The sequence below is a fragment of the Cylindrospermum stagnale PCC 7417 genome, assembly GCF_000317535.1.
In the GTDB taxonomy this organism is placed as follows: domain Bacteria; phylum Cyanobacteriota; class Cyanobacteriia; order Cyanobacteriales; family Nostocaceae; genus Cylindrospermum; species Cylindrospermum stagnale.
On record NC_019757.1, the window covers coordinates 4,847,869 to 4,873,488 of the forward strand.

The 25,620-nt window shown below is 41.4% G+C and carries 25 protein-coding genes and 1 pseudogene; 10 read left to right on the forward strand and 16 right to left on the reverse strand.

Translation table 11 applies throughout. The features are described 5' to 3' along the window. The first annotated feature begins 128 nt into the window (after nt 1–128). A complete protein-coding gene (locus CYLST_RS36565; protein WP_051056139.1) occupies nt 129–3,593 on the forward strand; it encodes an ATP-binding protein in 3,465 nt (1,154 codons plus the stop codon). 121 nt (nt 3,594–3,714) lie between these two features. Here CYLST_RS36565 and CYLST_RS20330 read toward each other — a convergent pair whose 3' ends face one another. From CYLST_RS20330 to CYLST_RS20340, 3 genes are all read right to left on the reverse strand, one after another. Continuing rightward, entirely contained in the window at nt 3,715–3,957 is a 243-nt protein-coding gene (locus CYLST_RS20330; RefSeq protein WP_015209621.1) for a hypothetical protein, read from the reverse strand. A gap of 221 nt (nt 3,958–4,178) precedes the next feature. Continuing rightward, complete coding sequence (locus CYLST_RS20335) at nt 4,179–4,733, reverse strand: phosphate-starvation-inducible PsiE family protein (RefSeq protein ID WP_015209622.1); 555 nt, start codon at nt 4,731–4,733, stop codon at nt 4,179–4,181. Nucleotides 4,734–4,818: 85 nt separating this feature from the next. Then, complete coding sequence (locus CYLST_RS20340) at nt 4,819–5,673, reverse strand: tetratricopeptide repeat protein (RefSeq protein ID WP_245587409.1); 855 nt, start codon at nt 5,671–5,673, stop codon at nt 4,819–4,821. Between the two features lie 536 nt (nt 5,674–6,209). Here CYLST_RS20340 and CYLST_RS20345 point away from each other — a divergent pair. Next, nucleotides 6,210–8,252, forward strand: coding sequence for an elongation factor G (locus CYLST_RS20345; RefSeq protein ID WP_015209624.1), 2,043 nt, complete (start codon nt 6,210–6,212; stop codon nt 8,250–8,252). 822 nt (nt 8,253–9,074) lie between these two features. Then, on the forward strand, nt 9,075–10,118 hold the full coding sequence (locus CYLST_RS20350; protein WP_245587410.1) for an EF-hand domain-containing protein: 1,044 nt from the start codon (nt 9,075–9,077) through the stop codon (nt 10,116–10,118). Between the two features lie 242 nt (nt 10,119–10,360). Here the strand turns inward: CYLST_RS20350 and CYLST_RS20355 are convergent, their stop codons facing one another. The 7 genes from CYLST_RS20355 to CYLST_RS20380 form a co-directional block, all read right to left on the reverse strand. Next, a complete protein-coding gene (locus CYLST_RS20355; protein WP_015209626.1) occupies nt 10,361–11,152 on the reverse strand; it encodes a hypothetical protein in 792 nt (263 codons plus the stop codon). Next, nucleotides 11,149–11,532 (reverse strand): mCpol domain-containing protein, encoded by a 384-nt coding sequence (locus CYLST_RS20360; RefSeq protein ID WP_015209627.1) that lies wholly within the window; start codon nt 11,530–11,532, stop codon nt 11,149–11,151. Before CYLST_RS20360 ends, CYLST_RS20355 begins: the two co-directional genes overlap by 4 nt. A gap of 145 nt (nt 11,533–11,677) precedes the next feature. Beyond that, the gene (locus CYLST_RS20365) at nt 11,678–12,028 is read right to left on the reverse strand and encodes a DUF5615 family PIN-like protein (RefSeq protein WP_015209628.1); all 351 of its coding nucleotides are present in this window, start codon (nt 12,026–12,028) and stop codon (nt 11,678–11,680) included. Then, nucleotides 12,025–12,348 (reverse strand): DUF433 domain-containing protein, encoded by a 324-nt coding sequence (locus CYLST_RS20370; protein WP_015209629.1) that lies wholly within the window; start codon nt 12,346–12,348, stop codon nt 12,025–12,027. Before CYLST_RS20370 ends, CYLST_RS20365 begins: the two co-directional genes overlap by 4 nt. Nucleotides 12,349–12,435: 87 nt before the next feature. Continuing rightward, nucleotides 12,436–12,786 (reverse strand): hypothetical protein, encoded by a 351-nt coding sequence (locus CYLST_RS20375; protein ID WP_015209630.1) that lies wholly within the window; start codon nt 12,784–12,786, stop codon nt 12,436–12,438. A 4-nt stretch (nt 12,787–12,790) separates the two neighbouring features. Continuing rightward, on the reverse strand, nt 12,791–13,003 hold the full coding sequence (locus CYLST_RS33550) for a hypothetical protein (RefSeq protein WP_015209631.1): 213 nt from the start codon (nt 13,001–13,003) through the stop codon (nt 12,791–12,793). Between the two features lie 105 nt (nt 13,004–13,108). Further along, on the reverse strand, nt 13,109–13,897 hold the full coding sequence (locus tag CYLST_RS20380) for a DUF4058 family protein (protein WP_015209632.1): 789 nt from the start codon (nt 13,895–13,897) through the stop codon (nt 13,109–13,111). A gap of 183 nt (nt 13,898–14,080) precedes the next feature. On the opposite strand from CYLST_RS20380, the gene CYLST_RS20385 reads away from it, so the two are divergent. Next, nucleotides 14,081–14,290, forward strand: a complete 210-nt coding sequence (locus CYLST_RS20385; RefSeq protein ID WP_015209633.1) for a DDE transposase family protein — start codon at nt 14,081–14,083, stop codon at nt 14,288–14,290. 17 nt (nt 14,291–14,307) lie between these two features. Here CYLST_RS20385 and ctpC read toward each other — a convergent pair whose 3' ends face one another. From ctpC to CYLST_RS20400, 3 genes are all read right to left on the reverse strand, one after another. Beyond that, nucleotides 14,308–15,591 (reverse strand): carboxyl-terminal processing protease CtpC, encoded by a 1,284-nt coding sequence (gene ctpC, locus CYLST_RS20390; protein ID WP_015209634.1) that lies wholly within the window; start codon nt 15,589–15,591, stop codon nt 14,308–14,310. 145 nt (nt 15,592–15,736) lie between these two features. Further along, nucleotides 15,737–16,963, reverse strand: a complete 1,227-nt coding sequence (gene ispG / locus CYLST_RS20395) for a (E)-4-hydroxy-3-methylbut-2-enyl-diphosphate synthase (protein WP_041233769.1) — start codon at nt 16,961–16,963, stop codon at nt 15,737–15,739. A 211-nt stretch (nt 16,964–17,174) separates the two neighbouring features. Then, nucleotides 17,175–17,621 carry a DUF4351 domain-containing protein gene (locus CYLST_RS20400; protein WP_245587412.1) on the reverse strand — a complete coding sequence of 149 codons (447 nt, stop codon included), beginning with the start codon at nt 17,619–17,621 and terminating at the stop codon, nt 17,175–17,177. A gap of 64 nt (nt 17,622–17,685) precedes the next feature. On the opposite strand from CYLST_RS20400, the gene CYLST_RS20405 reads away from it, so the two are divergent. Further along, nucleotides 17,686–18,063 carry a helix-turn-helix domain-containing protein gene (locus CYLST_RS20405; protein ID WP_041233187.1) on the forward strand — a complete coding sequence of 126 codons (378 nt, stop codon included), beginning with the start codon at nt 17,686–17,688 and terminating at the stop codon, nt 18,061–18,063. A 67-nt stretch (nt 18,064–18,130) separates the two neighbouring features. Beyond that, the gene (locus CYLST_RS20410; RefSeq protein WP_085960646.1) at nt 18,131–18,631 is read left to right on the forward strand and encodes a transposase; all 501 of its coding nucleotides are present in this window, start codon (nt 18,131–18,133) and stop codon (nt 18,629–18,631) included. A 15-nt stretch (nt 18,632–18,646) separates the two neighbouring features. Here CYLST_RS20410 and CYLST_RS20415 read toward each other — a convergent pair. Then, nucleotides 18,647–19,135, reverse strand: a pseudogene (locus CYLST_RS20415) (Rpn family recombination-promoting nuclease/putative transposase); the annotation flags it as partial. A gap of 879 nt (nt 19,136–20,014) precedes the next feature. Between CYLST_RS20415 and CYLST_RS20430 the strand changes: the two are divergent. From CYLST_RS20430 to CYLST_RS20440, 3 genes are all read left to right on the forward strand, one after another. Next, on the forward strand, nt 20,015–20,305 hold the full coding sequence (locus tag CYLST_RS20430) for a type II toxin-antitoxin system TacA family antitoxin (protein ID WP_015209639.1): 291 nt from the start codon (nt 20,015–20,017) through the stop codon (nt 20,303–20,305). After that, nucleotides 20,292–20,786: a GNAT family N-acetyltransferase gene (locus CYLST_RS20435; RefSeq protein WP_015209640.1), complete on the forward strand. Its 495-nt coding sequence runs from the start codon at nt 20,292–20,294 to the stop codon at nt 20,784–20,786. Before CYLST_RS20430 ends, CYLST_RS20435 begins: the two co-directional genes overlap by 14 nt. 72 nt (nt 20,787–20,858) lie before the next feature. After that, nucleotides 20,859–21,899, forward strand: coding sequence for a cysteine hydrolase family protein (locus CYLST_RS20440; protein ID WP_015209641.1), 1,041 nt, complete (start codon nt 20,859–20,861; stop codon nt 21,897–21,899). On the opposite strand, the gene CYLST_RS20445 is transcribed toward CYLST_RS20440, so the two are convergent. Both CYLST_RS20445 and CYLST_RS20450 read right to left on the reverse strand, forming a co-directional pair. Beyond that, nucleotides 21,891–23,039, reverse strand: a complete 1,149-nt coding sequence (locus CYLST_RS20445; RefSeq protein ID WP_015209642.1) for a tetratricopeptide repeat protein — start codon at nt 23,037–23,039, stop codon at nt 21,891–21,893. The two genes, CYLST_RS20440 and CYLST_RS20445, sit on opposite strands and share 9 nt — an antisense overlap. A 184-nt stretch (nt 23,040–23,223) precedes the next feature. Then, nucleotides 23,224–24,102: a LysM peptidoglycan-binding domain-containing M23 family metallopeptidase gene (locus CYLST_RS20450; protein WP_015209643.1), complete on the reverse strand. Its 879-nt coding sequence runs from the start codon at nt 24,100–24,102 to the stop codon at nt 23,224–23,226. Between the two features lie 254 nt (nt 24,103–24,356). Between CYLST_RS20450 and CYLST_RS20455 the strand changes: the two genes are divergently transcribed. Then, complete coding sequence (locus CYLST_RS20455; protein WP_015209644.1) at nt 24,357–25,565, forward strand: HhoA/HhoB/HtrA family serine endopeptidase; 1,209 nt, start codon at nt 24,357–24,359, stop codon at nt 25,563–25,565. The last annotated feature ends 55 nt before the right edge of the window (nt 25,566–25,620 follow it).

Genomic DNA, 25,620 nt, shown 5'->3' on the forward strand with positions numbered 1-25,620 from the left:
TTACCTGTAATAATTAATTATACGGTAACTCGATAGAGTTGCTGTGGTTTATATTAGATAGATCACAATAAAAATTTCATACCTCCATACACCGCATGTCCTTATTTCCAGAAAAACTTGTCTTCAAGATGAAGGGATCAATCACCCGTGAAACCTTGATCAAGATGGCGGTGAGGATTGCCCTGGTGATCGTTGGATCTACGGGAATAAGTTACTTACATATAATGTCTACTCTGGAAAGCCAGACTCAGAGACAGCTAGAGAAATATATTACCGAACGGGGACAGCGGGAAAGTAGTATTTTTCTGTTGACAAAAGACAACCATGCTGTGTTGGAGCAAGATTTGCGGCGAAGACTGGATGAGGTTAACAATCGCCAATCAGACTTTGAGCGGTTGTTGGTGCGATCGCCTGATGGTGTCATTCGTAATCAACCCAAAGGCTTTGACCGCAGCCGTCAACCGAGTGTTTTCATTGACAAAAATCTTGCCATCACCCCAGAAATTCGCGATCGCGTCCTCACTTTTTATGACCTGGTGATGACTTACGGCCCCTCTTGGCGTAGCCGCTTTCAAAATACTTATATTAATGCTCCAGAAAATTTCATGGTGATGTACTGGCCAGAAGTCCCTTGGGCAGAAAATGCCACTGCTGACCAAGGCATTCCCAAAGAAGAATATTTTTGGATTGCTGACAAAAAGCATAATCCAGCCCGTGAAACAGTTTGCACAGCACTCTACTACGATCAGGTTGCTAGAGATTGGACTGTCTCTTGTGAAACACCAATCGATATTAAGGGCAAGCAGATTGCCACCGTAGGACACGATATTGTTTTGAATGAACTGCTTGATCGCACCTTGAAAGATCGGTTGCAAGGCACTTACAACATGATTTTTCGGGGAGATGGTCGCTTGATTGCCCATCCAGAAAAGGGGGATGAGATCAAGCAAAAGCTAGGAAAATTTAATATTCTTAATTCTGGAGATCCACATCTGGTGCGGATTTTTCAGTTGGTGAAAGACCTGAAACCTGGACAGGTAGTGGTGGAAAATTTTCAGGATAACGAGTATTTAGCGATCGCCAAACTTGACATTCCCAACTGGTACTTTGTCACAGTCTTTCCCAAATCAATACTGGCGGGTTTGGCTTTCGATAACGCCCGCTTTATACTCATTTTGGGCTGGCTTTCCCTGCTGATTGAGGTGACAATACTCTGCTTTGTCCTCCGTCAACAGGTTGCATCTCCCCTAAATAACTTAATTGTGGCAACGGATCAGATTACAGCCGGCGATTTCAATATCCAACTGGATACCACAAGACTTGATGAACTGGGAAGACTGGCACATTCTTTCAATGTAATGGCGGGGGAGGTTTATGCACGTGAAGCCAGACTCAAGCAGGCCCAGGAAGCACTCCAGGCAACCGATAAACTCAAGGATGAATTTTTAGCCAACACCTCCCACGAACTCCGGACACCGCTGAATGGGATTATTGGCATTGCCGAATCACTGATTGATGGGGTGACAGGTAAACTGCCAGCTAGCACAATTTCTAATCTAGCGATGATTGCCAGTAGCGGTCGGCGATTAGCGACACTTGTGAATGATATTCTGGATTTCTCCAAACTCAGACACCAGACAATTGAACTGCAACTCAAGCCTGTAGCGGTGCGAGAAATTGTCGAAGTGGTATTGACCCTTAACCGACTGTTGATTGATAAAAAGCATCTACAACTGGTAAACGCGATTCCCGACGATTTGCCTTTGGTGAGTGCGGATGAAAATCGCCTCCAGCAAATTTTATATAACTTGATTGGGAATGCCATTAAATTTACTGACAGTGGCAGCGTGCAAGTATCTGCACAGTTAATTAGTAGCGAGGTAGATGGGGAAGAATCCCAGATTGCCATCACCATTTCTGATACTGGCATCGGTATCCCATCCGAGAAAGTAGACCGGATTTTTGAGTCGTTTGAGCAGGCTGATGGTTCTACAGCCAGGATTTACGGTGGTACAGGTTTGGGGCTAGCTATCTCTAAGAAGTTGGTCGAGTTGCACGGTGGAGAAATTCGCGTTGAATCGGTGATTGATCAAGGTTCGCGATTTACCTTTACCCTACCAGTTAGCCAGATATCGGAGGTTAGCAGTCAGGGTGTTTTGGTATCCAGCAGATATCAATTTTCCCCTGTGCATGACTCTTTAGTTTCTGAAGCTGAGGCGATTGCGCCGAATGCAGCGCCAGATGCGATCGCTAAAAATAGACAACCTGCAACAAACAACCCTGAATGGTCAATCCTGATTGTGGATGATGAACCAGTCAACCGTCAGGTTTTAGTCAATCATTTATCCCTTTACAACTATGAAATTACCGAGGCGGCTTCTGGTATTGAAGCTCTAGCTATACTGGAGGGCGGACTGAAACCTGATTTAATTTTGCTAGATGTGATGATGCCGCGAATGACAGGCTATGACGTCACGCGCCAAATTCGCCAAACCTGGCAAGCATCGGAGTTACCGATTGTATTACTAACTGCCAGGAACCAAGTTTCTGATTTGGTGGTTGGCTTCGAGGCAGGAGCCAATGATTACCTAACCAAGCCAATCTCCAAAGATGAACTACTAGCACGGATTAAAGTCCATTGCTCCCAAGCGGCTATATTCTTGGAAAATTCCCGGCTATACCAGGATTTACAAGCATCGGAAGTGAGAGAACGCGATCGCGCTTTGCACCTTGAGCAGTCTCTGCAACTTCTCCAGCAAACCCAACTCCAGCTTGTGCAGAGTGAAAAAATGGCGAGTATTGGTCAACTTGTGGCTGGAGTCGCCCACGAAATTAACAATCCACTGGGCTTTATTACAGGTAATTTGAGTCATGCCGAAGCATTTATTCAAGATTTAATTCGTCTGTTGGAACTCTATCGGCAGCAATATCCCCAGCCTGCACCAGTAATTGCCGCCCAAATCGAGGCGGTTGATTTGCCGTACTTGATAGAAGATTTGCCCCAGTTAATCACCTCTCTCAAAACTGGCACAGATCGCATCTGCGAAATTAGCACCTCCTTACGAATCTTCTCACGGGCAGATACCACAACTAAGGTTGCCTTTAATCTGCATGAGGGGATTAACAGCAGCTTAATGATTTTGAAACATCGCCTCAAAGCTAATAATCGGCGTTCTAAGATTGAGGTGAGCAAAGAATATGGAGATTTACCGCTAGTCAATTGCTATCCTGGACAACTCAACCAAGTATTTCTCAATCTGCTAGGCAATGGGATTGATGCCATAGATGAGTCGATTCAGGGGCAGTCCTACGAAGCAATTCAGACTAATCCCAAGAGAATTATCATCCGCACCGAACTATCTCAGGATCGACAGTGGGCACGCATATACATCAAGGACAACGGACTGGGGATGACTGAAGCAGTGAAGCAGAAGATATTTGACCATCTGTTCACTACCAAACCCGTTGGACAAGGTACAGGGTTGGGCTTGTCAATCAGTTATCAAATTGTCGTAGAAAAACATGGTGGCCAGCTACTCTGTGTTTCCTCCCCAGGAGAGGGCGCAGAATTTGTCATTCAGATTCCAGTTTAGGAAGATGCAGCAAGCAGCTTTCTAATTAGACCAATTTGAAAAAACAATGTGACAGATACAAGCCCGGAAACCCTATTAAATCAAGCTTTCTGAATTTTGAATTTTGAATTTTGAATTGGTATTACATCCTGCCTTGTGCCATCACTTGTTGCAGATGGTGGCGAACTTCTTGCGCTTGCTGAATTTCTGACTGCCGCAATTTCTGGAACAATTCTACACAAGGCTGGGAGTTAGCTTGCTGTGCATCTTGAATGTAAATTTCGTAAGCCTTAACTGCTTCTGCCTTGTTGTGCAACACGGTGACAAAGTCGTATTCCAAGTTGCTAATCGGTTCTTCAGAATGTCCGTTACCTGTAGTAGTCATATATTTACGCTCCCTTAGGTTTCTAATAAATTTATACTCATCCCCAAGGAGTCATTCATCTGCCTAAAAGCGGAGTCGAAAGGATAGATACCGCACTGCGTGACGCTACGCTAACGCCGTGTAGAACAGGCGAGACGCCCGTTCTACAAGAAAACCATCATGCACAAACAAATTTAGCCGTGCTACGCTAATACGGTCATTTAATCTTTCTGTTGGCTGATTTACGCCAGCGGCTGATTTTCATCACAGTTACGTGAATACTGAAATTCTAGATTGCTGTCCCGGTCACTACTATCTGAATAGGTCAGCGGGCAAAATTTTGTATTAGCACTGATGCAATCCATGTGTGGCGTTTTTGCACATACTACTAATAACCCACCCAAAATTAACAATAAGCCGCAAATGGCTGCTGTTTGCATTCCAGAAATTTCTAGGGCGCCGTGAACCACTACTTCCCGTAGCAAAGATACAATTGTTACTTCTACTGCTACTCCCACAGAAATACTATGTTCTTGTAAGTAGACCATCAGGAGGCGAAATAACTCCACTAAAATCAATACAAAGAGTATTTTTGCTGTCACTGTTTTATAGTCTAGTGACTGGGAAAGAGCGGTAAATATCCCCCACAATTGTATCAACATGACGGCGAACAATCCAAAACACAAGACAATCACAATTAAGTCTTGGAAAGCCTCCATGTTACGAACTATTGAATGCCGGTCAAGCCAGCGATCGTAAAATAAAAACCGACTCTTGAAGCGCTTTTGCTTGTACATTTCCATTCCTATTAGGACTAGCTCAGACCACACCAGCCTTTTAACCCAATTATCTTAATATTAAGCAGTATTAAGGTTTTGCGCCTCAGCGAGGTTGGTAATTTAAAGTTTGTGCTTGTTGCAACCATTGATTAGCTTTGGTTGCCCACTGGGGATTACCCTGAGCATTAAATAAATCTTTGGCATATTGGAATACTTGCGCCGCTTCAGCATACTGTTTTAACTGGATAAAAACTAACCCTGCACCATAATAAGCGTTGGCATAGTTAGTGTTAGCTGTGGCTGAGTTTCTGAAAGCTGCTAAGGCTTCGGGATATTTGCCCTGATTGAACAAAATTGAGGCAAGATTGTAGTGAGCTTCTGGATATTTGGGATTGATTTTGATTGCTTTTTTAAAGGCTTCTTTGGCTTGGTCAATTTTACCTTGTTGGAGATAAGATACTCCCAAGTGGTAGGCGGGTTCCGGGGCGTTTTGGCTATATTCTGTGGCTTTTTTAAAGGAGGCGATCGCCTTTTGCCAATCTTTTTGCTGCTCTCCTAGCAAGCCTAAGTTATAGTGAGCAAAGCCCAGCTTGGGTTCCAGTTCTATCGCCCGTTGTAAGTAATCGTTGGCTAACTGTAAGTTATTCCCTTCTAATAATGCGCCGCCTAAATTGGCGAAAGCGGCAGCAAACTGAGGATCTGCCTGGGTTGCTTGATAAAATGCATCTGCCGCAGGTTGTAATTGTCCCGCTTGTCGCAGTGCTAAACCCAAATTATATTGTGCTGGTGCTAATGTCGGATCTAACTGGGTTGCTTGGCGAAAAAAGGCGATCGCATCTTGCACTTTCCCGGTCTGAATCGCCTGTAAGCCTTGATTTAATGCGTCTGTGGCAGCTTGATTGCCAGTTTGTGCCAGTAACGGGTGTTGGAGTGAAGGGTAAAGGATGCTTGCACTCACTAAGAGCAAACTTAATATTTTAGGTTGCCATCTTCTGTGATTTGTGAAAATTCTTTTTGAACTAACCGCCAAGACGCCCGCGCAGCAGCGATGCCCGAAGGGCTGTAGGACGCCAAGAGAATAGGGAAGAGAGAATCTGACGAATGATTTTGGATGGTTGTACAAACGAGGTCTGTATGGGGGGATTGAGAGAATATTCGGGGTAATGGAAGTGTAAGGGAATGAGGGATATTTAAAGAAGGATAATTTCATGATTTTGCTGATTTGTAACACTTTTTGATTAGTTTCCTCGATAAAAAGTTATGTGATAGCTGAATTCGTTTACAAAAGTATTTAATTCAGAATTTAAATTAGAAGTTCTTAACTTTTCTTAAGCTAAATCTTACAACAGAATACAATTTTTTGTGCTTCAGATTAAAGGGAGGATAATAACAAGTTAAAGAAGGGATAATTCACCCTGAAGAATAGCTCTGAATTTATCCCGGAAATACACAGGATAATGCAGGTAAGCGTTGCTTAACCGCAGAGGAGGTTTTATGAACGAAAAAGTAAAATCGGGTTCGCGGAATGTTGCAATTGTTGGCCCTTATTTGAGTGGAAAAACCACTTTACTAGAAAGCTTGTTATTTGTCACAGGGGCGATTTCCCGGAAAGGCACTGTAAAGGATGGCAACACAGTGGGGGATAGTGCGAATGAGTCGCGCGATCGCAGAATGAGTGTAGAGGTAAGTGCAGCGAGTACTGAATATAACGGTACTCGCTTTACCTTTATTGACTGTCCGGGTTCAGTGGAATTCGCCCAAGAGACCTACAACGCCTTAATGGGAGTCGATGCCGCAATTGTCGTTTGCGAACCGATACGCGACAGAGTTCTCACCCTCGCGCCGCTATTTAAATTCCTCGACGACTGGGAAATTCCCCATCTCGTCTTTGTCAACAAAATGGACAGGGCAAACATTCACGTTCTCGAGACATTACACGCCCTAAAAGCCGTTTCTAGCCGTCCTTTAGTCGCCCACCAATACCCCATCATGCAGGGTGAGCAACTGACAGGATTTATTGATATGGTGAGTGAACAGGCTTATCAATATCGTCTCGGCGCACCTGCTGACCAAATTCCTTTTCCCGAAAACCTAAAAGAAGAAGAACATATAGCCAGGTCCCAAATGCTGGAAGCCCTAGCAAATTTTGACGATCATTTATTGGAAGAACTTTTAGAAGACATTGAACCACCCCAAGAGGAAATTTTCCAAGATTTAAAATTGGAATTAGGCGCTGATTTAGTTGTGCCGGTTTTCTTTGGTGTGGCGGAACTAGATTATGGTGTCAGACCTTTATTAGATGCTTTGCTGCGGGAAGCACCAGAACCAGAAACCACAATGGAACGGCGCTTAGGCAAAATTTCTGATACTCCTGTAGCGCAGGTGCTGAAAACTTACTATACTCCCCAAGGTGGGAAACTTTCTTTGGTGCGTGTTTGGCAGGGTACCTTAACTGATGGGATGTTACTTAACGGTATTCGCGCAGGTGGTATTTACCGCTTGATGGGACAACAACAGCAGTTTATTAATGAAGCTGGTGCTGGTGAAATTGTCGCTTTGAGTCGTTTGGAATCGGTAAAAACTGGGGATGTAATTTCTACAGTGCAGCCTGTGAGGGAGTTACCGAAAGCTGAACAGCTAGAACCTGTGTTTGCTTTAGCCGTGACACCAGAAAAACGCAACGATGAAGTTAAACTTAGCAGTGCGATCGCTAAACTATTAGAAGAAGATCCCTCACTCGCTTGGGAACAACACGGCGACACCCACGAAGTGATTCTCTGGGGACAAGGGGAAATACATTTGCAAGTCGCTTTAGATAGACTGCGTCGCAAGTATAATTTGCCGATGTCCACGCATTTACCCCAAGTACCTTATAAAGAAACCATCCGTAAACCTGTAGCTTCAGTTCATGGACGCTACAAACACCAAAGCGGTGGACACGGGCAATTTGGTGATGTTTTTCTCGATATTCAACCATTACCCAGAGGTACAGGTTTTAACTTTAGTGAAAAAATTGTCGGTGGTGTCGTTCCTAGACAATATATACCAGGGGTAGAAATGGGTGTGCGGGAATTTCTCACACACGGGCCTTTGGGTTTTCCGGTGGTGGATGTAGCGGTAACTTTAACAAATGGTTCTTATCACAGCGTTGATAGTTCAGAACAGGCTTTTAAACAAGCTGCGCGTCTAGCAATGCAAACTGGTATACCCCAAGGGCAACCAACGCTGTTAGAACCGATTTTGCGGGTATTGGTGACTACTCCCAGTGAGTTTACCTCGAAGGTGTTGCAACTGCTGAGTGGTAGACGGGGGCAGATTTTGGGCTATGAAGGCAGACATGATTGGCAAGGTTGGGATAATGTATCTGCATTTTTGCCCCAAGCAGAGATGCAGAATTTTATCGTAGAATTGCGATCGCTAACTCTTGGCGTTGGTTCTTTCCACTGGGAACAAGATCATCTCCAAGAAGTTCCAGAAAAGCTTGCTGAACGCATTCTCACCAATGGTAGTAATGGCGGGAATGGCAACGGTAAGTAATTTAAGATTTTAGAACTTACGCACGGTCGCAAATTCCCCTCTTTTTAGGCTTTTTTGATGCGTTAGAGAACCACCTGTAGGGTGCGTTCCCTAACGCACAAATCATGATTTTTACAGACACAAACCATACTCCAGATTTGCTATCTCCTGTCCGTTAAGTCCTAGATTTATCTAGAATCAAGTGAAATGTTTATACAGAAACACCTCTTGCGGGTGTCCTTTATTTGATAAACCTCCCTAATTATCGTAACTTACAGCAATTTTCGACTATTTAGACCAGAGACGTTGCATGCAAAGTCTCTACAGGGGTTTGAATTTTTGTTGGACAGTTTATTTACCTGACAATTGCTGTAAGTATAGATAATCACAAAAAACCTGCTCTTGACAACAAGCTAGCTAAAAGTTCGCTTCGTACTGCTGTTATCAAGCTAACGTTATTGGTGAAGATGTTTTAATACACTGCCAATTTAATTTATTTATTGACAAGAGTAAAAAAAGAATGGTATTTAATCTAACAAAGATAATTACAAAAAATTAAATCAAAAAAGAGTAGATATGCCAATATCTCTAAAAAACTTGCTACTGCTTTTGCCTGTTAGCATTTATGCCCTAGCGTGCTTTTATTTTAGTACTACCTATACAGGTGCAGAGGCAGAATATTATCAAAAACTAGCTTTGTGTGTGGCATCGTTTCTATGTAACTTTTACGTTTTATACTACCACTACACCAACCCACCACATCCAAAATTCCTGATGCTACCAAAAAGGAATTTATCAATCAAAATTCATGTAATCTCTGGAACTATAGAAGTTCTCTTTGGTGTGATTGCCTTTTTTAGTAGTAGTCCAGAAATCCCCGCCATCATCATGGCGCTATCAGCAATCATCGGTCATGTCAGTACATCTTTTTACCAAACACCGATCGTTTTTGGCGCCAAGAGTGCAATGATTCCCGGATATTTATTCGTTGTAACTTTACATTTGTATTGTGCAATTCATCTGCTCTTAGAACCTAATTCAACTCTTTGGTTGCTCAACACATTTTTGGTTCTGTGTATATACGTTTGGTGTCGAGTCTTTTACTTGATTTTTACAGTTGCCGGATTGTTCAAAAATAATCTTTACTCAGCCTCAATTCTCGCAGCCGGAGTATTGATATTACCTTCTGTATTGGGTGCTTCAGGCAATCTGTTATTTATCATTTTTGTAATTGGCTATAACGCTTTGTACAAATTGATTATGAATCCAACAGCAGCAGAATGGCTCAGTTGGACAAAAGAAAGTGCAAGACAAACCTTAATTGATGAAGATGCTAAAGAATTATGGTTAAGTAAGCATTTGGCGATAAATTTAGATGAACTTGATGATCAAACAGTAGCAGCAGCACTTTTTGCTAAATTGGATAAAGATAATAGTGGAATTTTAGATAAAGAAGAATTGAGAACTCTTTGGCATGAGTGGCAAGTGCCAGACACTTTTATCGATAACTTTATTTCTCGAAATACCAAGTTAGACGGATTTAGCTTTGTTGAATTTTATGAAAAAATTTGGCAAATTAAAGGAGTGAAGGAACGACTGAAAAGAGAAAACCTGAAAAATGAACATCTGATTAAAGGTAAAAATATTACCAACGAAGAAAAAGCTAGATTGATTTTCGATCAAATTGATATCGATAGAAGCGGTTACGTTGATAAATTTGAGATCACAACCCTATTGTTAGAGTGGGGGTTACCTTCGATAGAGGTTGAAGAATACATCAGAAGATATGATGATGATAAAGACTTTAAATTTTCCTTTGAAGAATTTTTCAACAAAATGCGGCCCATTTGGTCATTTGCCTACTCAAATATAATTCTTATGACCTAATTTCAACCGCACCAGCAAAAATACAAGTAGGATGCGTCCCCTGACGCATCATCAACCCATTTAAAAGCCTAGAACAAGGATAAATTTGTACAGTGCCTAAGTCCTAAAATTAATGTTGTTCGGGTAAAAAGTCTTGATTTAAAGATTCATCTGTGGTGAAGGGAGAGTCAACCGGAAAAGTATCAAGTGATAAACCTGTTTCGACACAACACAATATTACTCACTTTTAGCAAATATTCTTTCTACTTGCCTCGTATAGGGAAGTAAATTAGGAAAAATGAAGTAATCCCTAACGCTGTTCCAACAGTACTGATCACTTGTGTAATAGCACTATTATTACCAAACGCAAAAGTTGCTGCTAGTGTCAAGGCTACAAATAAAGCTGTCCCAATTATTGAAATTATTAAAGGAGTTGTCCGAATTAATATATCTTTAGAACTTTCTTTAAATATTGGTGTTTCTACTAAATTTAAATATCTATATTGTTTACCTTCTTCTAAATCGTGAATAAGCAATTTCCAAGGTTTACTAAAATCTGGTTTTACTAATAATTCAAAAGTGTAAACTGTGTCAATGTTTTCCAACAAACAACAAGCTAGTATATCTCCAATATAAACTTTACTTACTGAAGTTACATCAAAAATTATATTTGCTCTTCCTTTTTTATGTAATAAGGATATATTTCTTCTTAAGTCAAGATATCTAATTCTTTCAATATCCCACTTAATATTATCTGTTAATACAGGAAGATACTGTGCTTTTAATTTAGCCAGTTCATCAGAGCTATACTCAGAATCTAAAGCAAATAAAGTATCCTTCAGATTACCTGAATAATATTTGTATAATCCTACTGAAAGATTTCTGATTAAATCATAAACATTCGAGCGTAGTAAGTTAAGTTGAACTTGATCTATCTTAGAGTCTTCAATTTGGACAAATACAATACGGGTTATACCTCTTAAAATACATTGTACAATTGGATTAAGATATTGATCTGGTCTGTCAGTGGTAACAAAAATATACAATTCCTTCAAGATGTACCCCCAAATGTAACTACATGACCTTTACCTGAGACTTTAGCTTTCCGGAGACAAATTAATGCTTCTACCGAATTTCTCCCGACACCAAATGAGATCGTTTTTCCAGTAGTTTTGAGAAAGAAATTGGAGTATTTCACTAAATAATCTTTAATATTTTTCTCTGCTGACACAACAAAACATATATCGTCACCAGCTACATAAACTAGAGATGCTCCTATTTCATCCTTCACAAGCTCTGCTATTTTGGCAATAGCAGTTTTTACTTGAGAAGAAAATTTACTAGCTTCTTCAATATTTCCTGAAAGTAAATGAAACTCAATAGTATCACCTATATTATCACCGTCACCTAGACAAATAAGTAAATTTTTAGACACAAAACTCAACCTAAACTTGCAGACTTCGTTCTTGTAGCCGCGACTTCTAGTCGTTCGGCATTTTTGTCTCGTTCCCAGGTTCTACCTGGGAATGTATTATAGAAGGCTCTGCCTTCTGTTAGTTTTGATTTGTCACTTCCAGCCTCTAAAAAGGCACAAATGCAATCCGATTAACCCATTCTTCTGCACTTGAAGCAGCCCAAATTAGGATTAAACTATCGATGGCTTCCTGTATAGCTATATCCTGAGTGACAATCAAGACACCGGAACTTGTCTGATTTGTGACGTATTCAGCAAAGTGTAGGGGCATCGTTCTGCGATCATGAGAAATAAGAATTCGCCCTTCTGTTGCTGCAATTCCTAACACTTCTCTATCTGGCAAACCCTCCAAACCTGCTGCTAAAGCTGTTTTAAAATCAATTTTTGGTTCACGTCGCAAAACACCTGTGACAATATTTTGGTTAACATCAGCATCTGCTTGAAAGCGAATTATCATTGAAAATCGCCTTTTGCAGCAGCTAACTTTGCATATAATTCGCTATTTTTTATACGTGCAGCTTGACGCAGGTTCTCAAACTCCACTTCACCTTCCTTTAAATACCTGTCAATCGCTTCCCGGTTTGCTAAGTAAAATGCGATCGCACCATAAACTTGTTCCAGATTTAACACAGGAAAACTCTGTACAATCGCTTCAGGTGGCGTACCATTTAAAAAAGCATAAACCACGGAATCTAAGGAAACACGGCTATCTCTAATCCAATAACCGGTTTCTCGATACTCAACATACTGCTTGTGAATTAATGATGCTAATGTCATACAAGAAATCTTGTGCTGAGAGATATTTTTAGTATAGTATGCTTGATATCACTTCGATTTCTCCCCAATTTACCAAAAAAACAACGATTATTCATCATCAGCAAGCACTACTTCCACACCTTTCAGCGAAAATAGCGCACCCAAACAAATCGCCAAAGGTGCAGTTTTACCATAATTCCATAACTTCCTTTCAAAACCTACACCAAAAGGTGTATTAGGAAAAGCTTCTTCCTCTGAACGAAAAATACTAAAATAAGGCTCTTCAGAATTCTCTAAATTATCAATAACAATTTCCAAAACTACTCTAATATCTGTAGAATATGGACGGAGAGGTAAATTAAATCGTTCAGCCACAAGACGATCTAAATCAGCTATATCTTCAAGATGTATTTCCTCAATTTCGTACTCGTTAAATGTACCCTGAATAGGAATAGTCATAAGGCTACAAATGTATATTTTCCATAATATCGAAAGTCACACAAGGACTATCAACTTCTACTGCTGGGAGGAATGAACTGCAAAAAGTGACAGTAGAACAATTCACCTCAAATTCATCAGGATGAATGCATTCTGTAGAACCTTTTACCTCAACATAAAAAGCACAGTCATTACAGATAGTCTTCTCACTCAATTTATTTAATGTCACTTTTATCATTTCTTGTCGATATAACTCAACGTGAATTCAACAAACCTCTACCCAATAAAATTATAATATCTTTAAGCCTCTCTCTTCGCTTTGGGGAGAGGAATGGAAGCGGGGTCATGACCGCAACCCTTGCTCTTTTAATAAATCATTCACCCAAGCAACATCAGCTTCCGCAATAGGTGGAACTGCTTCACGACTATAATCTATAGCTAAATCAAAACCAGCACGGTCAAATAAATCCTGTATCACAGCTTGTAAATCTACTATCGGTTCTGTATCACCCTTGCGTAAAGGTAACAAAAAAGCGGGAATCGGTTCTTGTAAATTAAAAGGATATAATTCTGCTGTGGGACGTAATTGACTGCGACTAACCAAAATTCGATAATCTGACTGAATTTGATTACCCAAAATTGGCATAGGTTCACCACCACTCAGCAAATCTATTTCTATTAAATGAGTTGAACTTCCTAATACTTGTAGACGTTTATTTTCATAAGCCTTTCTACCTTCCCCTGTCAGCTTATTTTTTGGCGATAAAACCTCAATTACTGTCACAACTTCCCCCGTCCCCACTTCCCGCACCTCAAGGTAACTTTCCCGCACTTCTTCAGGCATAGGGATATTAACCGTCAGGGGTTTAGCAGGTGGTGAAGCTACAGCAATATTAGACGGTTCTTTTTTTGTACTTATTAAATATCGTCCTATGGTTACATCTGGTATACCAACTAAAACAGAATTGCTATCTGTCATTTGATATACCCGTTTTTCTACTGCTATTCTGTACTTTGGTCGTAATTTTGGGATTAATAACTCAGCAATAAAAGTCATAATCCAATGATGAACTTCTGGCCAAAGTTCAGGATATTCTAAATAGGGGTTCATTCCTGGAAACGGTGAAGGCATTATGTAAACCACTCCCAATTCAAAAAGCGGTAAAGTATAACTATTATCCCAATTGCTAACTTTTGCGTTCTTCTTTGCGCCTTTGCGACACCAGTCGCTACGACGGGGGGAACCCCCGCAACGCGCTGGCTCCTCTGCGTGAGATAAAAATCTATTATTTATCCTAACAACCCCATCTCCACCATGACTGATACACAAACTTGGTATATTGTCAAACGCTCCGCTGGAAACTGCGAAATCATCCCCAGCAAACAACTTGAGGACGATAACTCAGAAATTATTGAACAGTGGGGGCCTTTTCCGAATCAAGGAGAAGCGATGGGCTGTGCCCCGCAGGAAGCGATCGCACGTCGTGTAGGATTAATTAGGGCTGGCAAGTGCCAACCGCAATAAATTCAAAATCAAAATTTTTAATTCTTATCCGTTGAGGTTGCGCTATTAGCCGTTTGTTTGCCCAGCACTTCCACCGCCTTGGCAAATTGGGGGTCTGCTAGTGTAGCGAGTTTATCACGCTCATTTAGCCACAATTCTTGTAACTGAGCCTCAGTCAATTCCACTTTCACATCTGGATCAATGCCATGCTTATTGATATCTTTCCCACTGGGGGTGTGGTATCTAGCAATAGTCACCGCCAGTCCTGAACCATCTTCCAGCGGTCGCACCGATTGCACTAGACCCTTACCAAAGGTTTGCGTACCCACCAAAACGGCACGTTTGTTATCCTGCAAGGCTCCTGAAAGGATTTCGCTGGCACTAGCTGAACCTTTATTCACCAATACCACCAACGGTTTAGTTGTCAGTGCCTTGCCGTTTGCCACTTCCCGCTCTTGCTCACCTTGGCGGTTAATGGTGGAGACAATGATACCTTTATTCAGCCACATCCGGGCAATTTCCACGCTGGAGAAGAGTAAACCGCCAGGATTACCACGCAAATCCAGAATATATCCAGATACCTTTTTAGATTCTAAATTGTTGATTGCATTTTGCATTTCCTTCCCAGCGTTGGCGCTGAACTGGTTCAGGCGGATGTAACCAATATTGCCTGCGGGAGTTTGCTTTTGGGAAAACTTCACAGGATGGATTTCAATTCGCGATCGCTTAATGTCAAACTGTTTTTGTTGGCCGTTACGCTGAATAATCAGACTTACCTGACTTCCTGCTTCCCCGCGAATCAGCGACACCGCTTGGTTTGTATCCATTCCCTCAGTACTTTTGCCGTCAATTTTAAGGATGACATCCTTAGATAGAATCCCAGCCTTAAAGGCAGGCGTATCCTCAATCGGCGAAATTACAACCAAACGCTTCGTCTTTTCATCCTGACTGATAGTAATCCCAATACCTGTCAATTCTCCAGACGTATCCACCTGCATATTCTTGAATTCCTCTGGGTCCATAAACCGGGTATAAGGGTCGCCGATCTTTTTGAGCATTTCCCGGATGGACTTATAAGCTTCCTGCTGACTACTGTAGGGTTTGCTTAAATATTCTTTACGAACAGCCAGCCAATCAACCTGATTAAAAGTGCCGTCTACATATTGGCGCTGCACGATTTGCCAAACTTCGTCCACCAATTCCTTGGGACTTTCTTTAAATAAAGCCTGACCACGCGAGTGAATGCCAAGGCTAGTAACAACAATTGTAGAGAGCGTTACCACCGTAGCACCCAAAACAAGCCTACTTTTTGTAATCACCATAATGACAGCTATGCCAGAGGGGAAAAATGATAGTCAGTATGCTCAATCTAACACAGGGTATCACTACTGTAGAGACCGAGCATTTATTCTTAATTCACCAAGAAGCCTTGCTATCCGGCGACCTTTGTCGTCGCCGTGAAAAATTTCAAGGTTCTACCCAACGTCCATCTGCCTTAATCAGGTTAATTAACTCCTCTACTCCTAGTGCTTCTGGGACTTTTTTAATTTCTTCTCTGCCGCGATACAAAGAAATGTAACCAGGGGTTTTGCCTACATAACCATAGTCAGCATCCGCCATTTCTCCAGGTCCGTTGACAATGCAACCCATAACAGCTACGTCTAACCCTGTCAAATGTTTTGTAGCTTCCCGGACTTTGTGCAGCACTTCCTCTAAGTTAAACAAAGTGCGTCCGCAAGAAGGACAGGCGACATACTCCACCATAGTTTTCCGCAATCCTAAAGCTTGCAGAATGCTGTAGCAAACAGGAATTTCTTTCTCTGGTGCTTCTGTCAGCGACACGCGAATTGTATCACCAATGCCATCAGCCAGCAAAGTGGCAATCCCTGCTGTAGATTTAATCCGTCCATATTCCCCATCACCAGCTTCAGTGACACCCAAATGTAGAGGATAGTCCATACCCAAATCATCCAGGCGCTTGGCCATCAATCGATAAGCAGCTACCATCACCGGTACCCGCGAGGCTTTCATAGAAATTACCAAGTTGTGAAAATTCAAAGATTCACAAATGCGAATGAATTCAATAGCAGATTCCACCATTCCTTGTGGGGTATCGCCATAGGTAAATAGCATCCTTTCAGCAAGGGAACCGTGATTTACCCCAATTCGCATTGATTTGCCTTGATCTCGCAGAGAAACCACTAAAGGTGCGAGAGTTTCGCGGATTTTTTCGCCAATTTCATCAAATTCGTTTTGGGTGTATTCGGTGCGGTTGGTGTTTGGCTTTTCAAATACATACAAACCCGGATTAATCCGTACTTTCTCAATGTGTTTGGAGACTTCCAGGGCGATTTTCATGCCATTGTGATGCACGTCGGCGACAATTGGCACATCTCGGTAAGTCTTAATTAATTTCTGCTTAATTTCTGCCAATGCTTTCGCGTGTCCAAGACTTGGAACAGTGACGCGGACAATTTCGCAGCCAATTTCGTGCAGACGCCGAATACCCGCCACCGAACCATCGATATCTAAGGTATCTTCGTTAATCATCGACTGCACCACCACCGGGTAGCCACCCCCAATAGTGACATCTCCCACTTTTACGGGACGGGTTTTCCGCCGTTTAATCGTTGTGTCGAAGGCGAGTTGAGTTGATGTAGTATTTGCAGTAGTGAGAGTGGGCAGAGTTTGCATAACCTGAACAGGTAAATTTGCTGTAGTTAAAATATCAGATTGTCTGAGCTTCTGTCTCTCAGATTGCCACAGGTGGGGCATTTTTGGGTGATAAAGTGGCAAAAAAGCAGAAGTGTAATAATGCCGTATCCTTCTGCTTTTCGTCTGGCCGATAAGCATCCACTATTTTTGGTTGTATATTATGAAACCTATCTCTGGCAGATATTTTCACTCAACTGTTCAGATTATCTAACCAATCGCGCAAATCCTCCACTGTCGAAAAATCGAATAATGCTTCCCCTAAAACTTCAAGGCGTTCAACCTCCAAACCCCTAACCTGAGCTTCTAATTCAGCATCAATTTCACCTAATTTGCGCTTGATTTGACGCACGATCAAATCTTTTTCTCGTTGAATTCCTTGCTCAATTCCTTGCTCAATTCCTTGCTCAATCCCTTGTCTCATCCAACTGGTGACAATTTGCATAACGTTCTCCTGTTCTTCTTGTCTGAATGAACCTAATTCCGTTTGAAATCGCTGTTCTTCTGCTTGGTTAAGCTTCAGATAACTATCAATAAAGCCTGAGATTAATTGCATTTTAGCAGGATTTAATTTTAAAGTTACTAACAGCCTTAAACATTCTGCTTTGACTTTTGCTCTATCTGGGGGCGCTATGTCCATTTTGGACATTACAGCACTTGCGTCTGTTATGAGGTACACTAAATTAAAATATAAATACCTTTAAATGAAGTCATACTCTGTCGAGTTTCGAGAAAAAATAGTTGCAGCACATCTTCAAAAAAACATCTCAATCAGGAAAGTAGCTAACATATTTTCCGTCTCAAAGAGTTTAGTGCAAAAGCTTGTAAAGCAACAAAAACTTGAAGGAAATTTACAACCAAAGCCGCGAGGGAAACCACAATTTAGTCATTTAACAAATGCGGAAGTAGAGTTAAGGGAATTAGTTGAAGCACATCCAGATGCAACATTGATAGAGTTATGTGAATTCTTGGCAGACAAGACTGGTAATTGGGTGGGTCGAAGTGCAATGTGTCGGGCCTTACAGAAATTAGGATTAAATCGTAAAAAAAACAAAGCGGAGTACCCAAGCCGGGACTCTTAGAGTCTTAAATTTAAGATTAGATTATTGGGAAAAGGTCAAACATATAGAGCCAGAAAATTTAGTATTTTTGGACGAAACTGGCGTTCTACTTGGGTTAACGAGGACTCATGCCCGTTCACAAATGGGAACAAGAGCTTACTCTCTTAACCCCTTCTATAGAGGTTCAAAAGTTACAGTAATTGGAGCAATTAGTATTAACAAAGTAGTTGCATTAATGACAATGAATAATTCAATGGATGGCAGGGCATTTGAATTATTTGTTGAGAAGTTTTTAGTGCCAAATTTATGGTCAGGAGCAGTAGTAGTCATGGATAATTTATCCGCACATAAACTAGATTCAATTGTGCTAATGATTGAAGCTGTAGGCGCGAAAGTTATTTGTTTATCCTCATACTCTCCCGATTTTAATCCAATTGAATTATGGTGGTCACAACTTAAATCTTTTCTACGCCGTTTCGCTCCAACTACAACGGAAATGGTTGATAAACTAATCTCAGTTGCACTCGACTTAATAAATCCTCAACAATTAAGAAACTGGTTTGCTAGTTGCTGCTACTGTACCTCATAATAGCCGGAAACGCTGTAACGCAGAAGCTATCGGACTAGAACGATTCAAAAAATCTCGCCAATTTAATTGATTGAGTTGCACAACTCGATAATTAAATTTTAAAACTTCAAAATCAGGAAAGTCAATTTGATAATTACTAACTGCTAAGGTTTTAGGGGAGTCATAAGAAAAAATAACAATGGGATAAATGGGTAGGTCAAATTTTTCATGTAAGCGAGCAAAATAGCGGAACATTCGCTTATTAAATCTGGGGCGTGAACCGGATTCTGCTTCAATATGAATCAGAAAATAAGAACGCTCTCCTCGAAATCTCACCTGAGCAATCAAATCAGTTTCATACTTTTCTCCGGCGGTGACATCGGTAAACATCTCCTTATCTAATAAGGTAACGGAATCAGTATCGAGATAATTGATAACTTCGGGAAAAAAGAGTTCTATAAACTCAATGAAAAAGGTTGAGATTAATTCTTTGAATAAGCGGTCATGATCTATGCTTTCAGTCATGAATCTCTATCTCTCATACTTCATACAATAAAAGTAGTAAAATAATCCTTACAGGCTGACTCTGGTAAACCAAGTTATCTCAGTTCAATGCTATAGCAATCCTAAATCAATTGTGATAGCGCAGCGTGGCGTTAGCCATACAACAAGATACCCGACTTCTTAGAGAAGTCGGGTATCTGAGAGCAACGTCATGGTATGGGTGGTGCGTTATACTTCGTTAAGTTATTCTACAGGATTGGCGATCGCACTACTAAATCAAAGCTTTAGAAAATTATTGCGATTCGTTTTTTTATCCTTCAAGCTTGGACGATATGAATCCTGATTTTGCAAGAAGCGCTGAAGTCTTTGATCTGCTTCACGAGATCGCTTATCAAACAGACGTATACAGAAGATAGCTGAGGGAACTCCACTAACCGTTGTAATAGTCCCCGCAGAAATATTTCCAGTAAATACGAGAGAAATGTTCTTACTCATCAAAGTAGATGTAAGCAATCTTTCCATCAGAAGTTTCCATCATTAACGTTCCTGCCTTCTCTCGGAGAAGGGATTGCACGTAAAGATCCCTTCTGATGGCACGCCGAGCCGCTTCAGCAATTGATATGCTTTTTTCCTCAGCAGTTTTGACCAAATCATTGTACGAAGCTTGCGGCAGTGTAATTGATAGTCTCTGTGGGTCTTCCTGCACTTGCAGGTGTACATTTCCGTCTGGAAGCAGCTTTTAATTATTTCAGTTACAGTATATTATTTAGTAGTATTTTATACTAAAATTTAGTATATCAATTTATTCTTACTCGCCATCAAAATCACTTTTTATAGACTATGGTGACAAAATGACACCATAATGTTAGAATAGAATTCCATAGATATCTAAAATCAGCCATGTCTTCCACTTCTTCTGTTAATGATGCAAGGGTGACAGCAAGGATTTCCGCTCAGGTTAAGGAAACTTTGGAACAAGCCGCAGCCCTATCTGGAGCAACTTTAAACCAGTTTTTAGTTCAAGCGGCACTCAAAGAAGCTCACAAGATTTTAGAAGCAGAACGGGTAATTAACTTATCCCAACAAGATGCTGATACGGTCTTTAGCCTAATTGAAAATCCCCCTGAACCAAATGTTGCTTTAAAAGCGGCTGCTGTTAAACATCAAGCATTCTTCCGTGAAAATCATTGAACTGCTGAATAAATCTCATGACCGCCAAAGTTTTAATTGTGGTAGTGAGACGCTAAATCAATTTTTGATCCGCACAGCACGGCAGCATATTCAAAAAGGTATTTCTCGCACCTTTGTTTTGGTTGGTACGGAAGAACCCAAAACTATTATTGGCTTTTTTACCTTGTCTATTTGTGAAGTGCAAACCGAAAAGTTACCGCCACAGTTTGCTAAAAAATACCCCACAAAAGTTCCTGGTGTTAAACTAGCACGTTTGGCTGTTACCCAAGACTGGCAACGGCAAGGGATTGGCGAAATTCTGATGCTTGAAGGTATGAAACGGGCTTTGGTGATTGCTGAAAATGCGGGAGTAATTGGTCTATTTGTTGATGCTAAAGATGAGGAAGCTAAAGCTTATTATCAACGCTATGGCTTTGTTAGTCTCTCGGATACTCCTTTAGAAATGTTCTTACCTCTGGAAACTGTTAAACAGCTATTTTGAAGATTAGAAACAGCTTCACATGAAAATTACAAATTTTCCAGAAGCTATATAAACCCAGGTTTTAATTAAATCATGAACGCCCAAATAACAGCCCAACTCCCCATTCCCCCGCACTTTAACGCTGATAAAGTCGGCGAAGTCTGGCGCGTACCTTACCAACAACGTGCCGCTGAAGCTGAAATATTTGCAAAACAACAAAATATCCAACCAGTAGCTTTAGATAAAACCCGCATTTGTCTACTTTTAATTGATGTTCAAAATACCTTTTGCATTCCCGAATTTGAATTATTTGTCGGCGGACAATCTGGAACTGGCGCAGTAGATGATAATAAACGTTTATGTGAATTTATCTATCGCAACTTGGGAGTAATAACGACAATTGCACCAACGCTGGATACTCACACAGCCATGCAAATTTTTCATCCCATTTTTTGGGTAAACGCCGCTGGAGAACACCCCACACCCGCAGCTACCAGCATCAGCCCCGCAGATATTGACCAAGGTATCTGGAAAGTTAACCCAGCGGTTGCTAATAGTATTACTAATGGTGATTATGAATTATTAGAAAAACACGCTTACCACTACGTTACACAACTCAGTCAAGATGGTAAATTTCCCTTAATAATTTGGCCTTTTCATTCTATGTTAGGTGGTATCGGTCATGCTTTGGTTTCGTCGGTGGAAGAAGCTGTATTTTTCCATTGTGTTGCGCGTCAAAGTCAAACACAATTTGAACTTAAAGGGGAGAATCCTTTAACTGAAAATTATTCTATTTTACGTCCAGAAGTTTTAATTGATTTTAATCAAAATCCACTCGCACAAAAGAACACACGCCTGATTCAGCAACTTTTAGAATTTGATGCTGTGATTATTGGTGGACAAGCTAAAAGTCATTGTGTCGCTTGGACAATTGATGATTTGTTAACAGAAATTCTCCAGGTAGATGCTACCCTCGCTAAAAAAATCTATCTTTTAGAAGATTGCACTTCCCCCGTTGTGGTTCCAGGTGTGGTTGACTACACAGAACAAGCTAATGCTACATTTGCTAGGTTTGCTGAGGCGGGAATGCACATTGTAAAATCTACTGAATCTATCTTTAACTGGCTAAAGTGAAGTTTCTTGTTGTATCAAAGTCTGAAACTCTTTTGAATTGCAAATTTTATCAAAATCAGGGTCAATTTTGGCGGCTTCTAAAAATGTCTCATCGCTGAGAGAGACGGCTTGTTGCAAGTTTTGAATAGCTGGCTGAATATCACCCTGTAGGGCGTAACAGCAAGCTATATTATAAAAAGTATCAGCGTTGTCTGGTTTGATTTCTAGAGATTTGTGATAGCTAGCGATCGCATCCTCATAGCGTCCTAACTCAGACAGGATAATGCTTTTGTTCTCCCAAGCGGCAAATTTGTCAGCTAAAACTGCGATCGCATCGTCACAGGAGGCGATCGCATCTTCAACACGACCAAACCTAACCAGCACCTCAGCCCAATTATACCAGGCAAATTCACGCTCAATTTGGCACTTCAGGGCTGTTTCATGGCTGATAAGTGCCTCTTCAAAATTGCCTAACTTCTCTAGTACTTCGCCCCGCAACGACCAAGCTGCGGATGTATCTGGTTTGATTTCTAAGGCTTTATCGTAACTAGCAAGTGCTTCATCATAGCGGTTCAATTCCTTCAGAACTTCGCCTCTTTCGTACCAATAGATGTAATTGTTTGGGTCGTTTCTTAGGAGATATTCATAAATAATTAGAGAGTCATCATAGCGACCCATTTCTAATAGCATATAGCTAAGTTCTTCCCTGACTCCATAAGTATCAGGCGCAATTTCTAGAGTTCTCTTGTAACTAGCAAATGCTTCATCATAGCGTTCTAATTGATATAGAGCAAAGCTCAAATCCCACCAAGCATCAAAGTCGTCAGGTTTGATTTCTAAGGCTTTATTGAAGCTGAATAAAGACTCTTCTAAATGATTTAGCCGTTCTAACTGAACTTGTCCCCGACGATGCCAAGCAGTGAAGTTATCCGGCTGAATCTCTATTACTTTGTTAAAACTAGCTAGTGCTTCTATTGCTGTTTCATCGGTGTTTAAAAGAAATAAACTCCAGCCGCGTTCATTCCATGCTGTACATAAATCTGGTTGAATTTCTATAGCTCTGTCAAAGCTAGCAATCGCCTGATCATACTCTCCTGTTTTGTTATGCTCTAATCCCTGTTGGCAAAAAAAATCTGCTTCTGAATTCACCGGTTGACTCATAAAGTCCTTTGTCTATAAATTAATTAAATTATTCCAACAGCGAGTACAGAATAAGCTAATGGTACATTCGCAAGATTTGCTGAAAGGAGAATTCACCTGATAAAATCTCCTGATGAAATTTGGTAATTGATAAACAGGTAAGAGGTAATTGGAAGAAATATTCTATTACCCATTACCCATTACCTCATTTCTGCAAATAACCCTTAGGGTCTTCTGCTACCCAACCAAGAGATGAACTAGAACGCATTTCAAAATGCAGATGGGGTTGGGTGGAAGTTGGTTGTCCGGTAGTGCCGGCAGTACCTAGTAGGTCACCTTTTTGTACTTGCTGACCAACTGCGACTTTAATGCTATCAAGTTGAGCATAGCGGCTTTGGAGTCCGCCACTGTGGTTAATGATGACTAAATTGCCATAAGTGTTTTGGTTATTGGCAAAAACTACAGTTCCCGGTGCGATCGCGAATACTGAAGTGCCCACTTCTGCTAACAAATCTACACCACTATGGAAAAAAACTTCACCTGTCGCCGGATTAATTTGCCAGCCATAAGCTAAAGCCACAGTTGTCGCTTCTGGCAAAGGATACCCACTTATTTTAATCGCCGGAGTAGTAGGTGTGCGGGACTGAATAACGGCACGATTTGGCAACGAATTAACCCCCGGAACAAACACAACTCTGGGGTTGTTTTGGCAGCCATTCACCTCAAAAAGCGCATCCGCACGGACTCTATATTTTGCTGCCACTTGTCGCCAAGTTTGTCCACGAGGCACTTCTACCACAATCCCATTGTAGGGAGGAATTTGAAGTTCGCTACCAACGGCAACCGTACCGTTGTTTAAAACTGGATTCATACCGATAATTGTCGCCGGAATCAGATTGTAACGCTGTGCTATGCTCTCTAAAGTTTCGCCACGAGCTACTTTATGGCGTTGGAAGCGAGATAGGGCGGGAGTTGGACAAGCTGCTGTAGCCGCATTGGCGCTTTTCGGTTTTGGCAGTGTGGATACTAGCCCCAAGGCGCTAACTAAGCTACAAAGAAAGAGTAGACGATAGGAAATAGTCATGAATTGGGGATTTGGGGATTTGGATATTTGGGGATTTGGATATTTGGGGATGAGGATGGTCGGAAAACTAAGAATTACTGACTTTCTGCTGTTTTCTCTACCTCACTCTTCCACTTTCCTCTTACTTCTTCGGGGATTTCAAGCTACTTTCTGATAAATAAATCTGTCCATTTGCCGTTTGCTTGACTACACTTAGAAGTTAGCAACTGCATTGCTATCCTTGAGCGTGATTATTCTTAATTATCTTAATTATTATGAAGTTATCGTTGAAGCAACTGGCTGTTTATCTGTTTTTAGTGACGATTGGCGGCGGTGCAGGTTTGTTAGGCAGCCGTTACCTGGCGCCACAAAATCGCTCGTTTCAAGAGCTAAAAAATGTCACAGTGGCTTTGCCTCCCGAATCAGTATTTCCTAATTCTGTTAATGGGTCGATTGGGGCTACTGGCGGCGACAATGTAAATTTTATTGCCACTGCTGTCCAAAAGGTTGGCCCAGCGGTGGTGCGAATTAATGCTACTCGCAAAGTGGCAAATCCGATTTCTGAAGCTTTGAAAAATCCCCTGTTGCGCCGATTTTTCGGGGAAGATGAGGAACCGATTCCCCAAGAACGCATTGAGCGTGGTACAGGTTCAGGATTTATTTTGAGCAAAAATGGCGAATTATTGACCAATGCTCATGTAGTAGCTGATACAGATACAGTACAAGTCACCCTCAAAGATGGTCGGACTTTTGAGGGCAAGGTGGCGGGAATTGATACTGTGACAGATGTGGCAGTAGTGAAAATTCCTGCTGATAATTTGCCTACGGTGAGGTTAGGTAATTCGCAAAACTTGATACCGGGGCAGTGGGCGATCGCCATTGGCAATCCCTTGGGTTTAGATAATACTGTCACTATTGGCATTATCAGCGCTACAGACCGGACTAGCGCTCAAGTTGGGGTTCCAGATAAGCGAGTGAGCTTTATCCAAACCGATGCCGCCATTAACCCTGGTAATTCTGGCGGACCTTTATTAAACGCCCAAGGTGAGGTTATCGGCGTTAATACTGCTATCCGTGCTGATGCTCAAGGACTTGGTTTTGCCATCCCGATTGAAACCGCCGCCCGTGTAGCTAATGAACTGTTTACTAAAGGGCGGGTGGAACATCCTTTTTTGGGGATTGAAATGGCAGACCTTTCTCCTGCCAAAAAACAGCAGATTAATCAAGAAAATAAGCTCAACATTCAGCAGGATGTTGGCATTGTGATTAAGAAAGTCCTGGAAAACTCACCGGCAAAGCAGGGAGGTCTACGAACCGGAGACATGATTCAAAAAGTTAATCGCAAACCCGTTAAAATAGCCGCTCAAGTCCAGAAGCTGGTAGAGTCAAGCACAGTGGGAGACTTTTTGGAAATCGAAGTCAACCGCAATGGTAAAACTCAAACCTTCAAAGTGCAGTCAGGGGCTTATCCCCAGAATAAGTAGTCAATAGCGCCAAAATTTTTGGTTAGAGAATCTTGGCAAGACGCGATTGATCGCG

Bases quoted from the DNA above. Each gene is read 5' to 3' on its own strand.
- CYLST_RS36565 (WP_051056139.1), top strand. From the start codon at position 129: ATGAAGGGATCAATCACCCGTGAAACCTTGATCAAGATGGCGGTGAGG.
- CYLST_RS20330 (WP_015209621.1), bottom strand. From the start codon at position 3,957: ATGACTACTACAGGTAACGGACATTCTGAAGAACCGATTAGCAACTTG.
- CYLST_RS20335 (WP_015209622.1), bottom strand. From the start codon at position 4,733: ATGTACAAGCAAAAGCGCTTCAAGAGTCGGTTTTTATTTTACGATCGC.
- CYLST_RS20345 (WP_015209624.1), top strand. From the start codon at position 6,210: ATGAACGAAAAAGTAAAATCGGGTTCGCGGAATGTTGCAATTGTTGGC.
- CYLST_RS20365 (WP_015209628.1), bottom strand. From the start codon at position 12,028: ATGATAATTCGCTTTCAAGCAGATGCTGATGTTAACCAAAATATTGTC.
- CYLST_RS20370 (WP_015209629.1), bottom strand. From the start codon at position 12,348: ATGACATTAGCATCATTAATTCACAAGCAGTATGTTGAGTATCGAGAA.
- CYLST_RS20375 (WP_015209630.1), bottom strand. From the start codon at position 12,786: ATGACTATTCCTATTCAGGGTACATTTAACGAGTACGAAATTGAGGAA.
- CYLST_RS33550 (WP_015209631.1), bottom strand. From the start codon at position 13,003: ATGATAAAAGTGACATTAAATAAATTGAGTGAGAAGACTATCTGTAAT.
- CYLST_RS20380 (WP_015209632.1), bottom strand. From the start codon at position 13,897: ATGCCTTCACCGTTTCCAGGAATGAACCCCTATTTAGAATATCCTGAA.
- CYLST_RS20385 (WP_015209633.1), top strand. From the start codon at position 14,081: ATGACTGATACACAAACTTGGTATATTGTCAAACGCTCCGCTGGAAAC.
- ctpC (WP_015209634.1), bottom strand. From the start codon at position 15,591: ATGGTGATTACAAAAAGTAGGCTTGTTTTGGGTGCTACGGTGGTAACG.
- ispG (WP_041233769.1), bottom strand. From the start codon at position 16,963: ATGCAAACTCTGCCCACTCTCACTACTGCAAATACTACATCAACTCAA.
- CYLST_RS20400 (WP_245587412.1), bottom strand. From the start codon at position 17,621: ATGGACATAGCGCCCCCAGATAGAGCAAAAGTCAAAGCAGAATGTTTA.
- CYLST_RS20405 (WP_041233187.1), top strand. From the start codon at position 17,686: ATGAAGTCATACTCTGTCGAGTTTCGAGAAAAAATAGTTGCAGCACAT.
- CYLST_RS20430 (WP_015209639.1), top strand. From the start codon at position 20,015: ATGTCTTCCACTTCTTCTGTTAATGATGCAAGGGTGACAGCAAGGATT.
- CYLST_RS20440 (WP_015209641.1), top strand. From the start codon at position 20,859: ATGAACGCCCAAATAACAGCCCAACTCCCCATTCCCCCGCACTTTAAC.
- CYLST_RS20445 (WP_015209642.1), bottom strand. From the start codon at position 23,039: ATGAGTCAACCGGTGAATTCAGAAGCAGATTTTTTTTGCCAACAGGGA.
- CYLST_RS20450 (WP_015209643.1), bottom strand. From the start codon at position 24,102: ATGACTATTTCCTATCGTCTACTCTTTCTTTGTAGCTTAGTTAGCGCC.
- CYLST_RS20455 (WP_015209644.1), top strand. From the start codon at position 24,357: ATGAAGTTATCGTTGAAGCAACTGGCTGTTTATCTGTTTTTAGTGACG.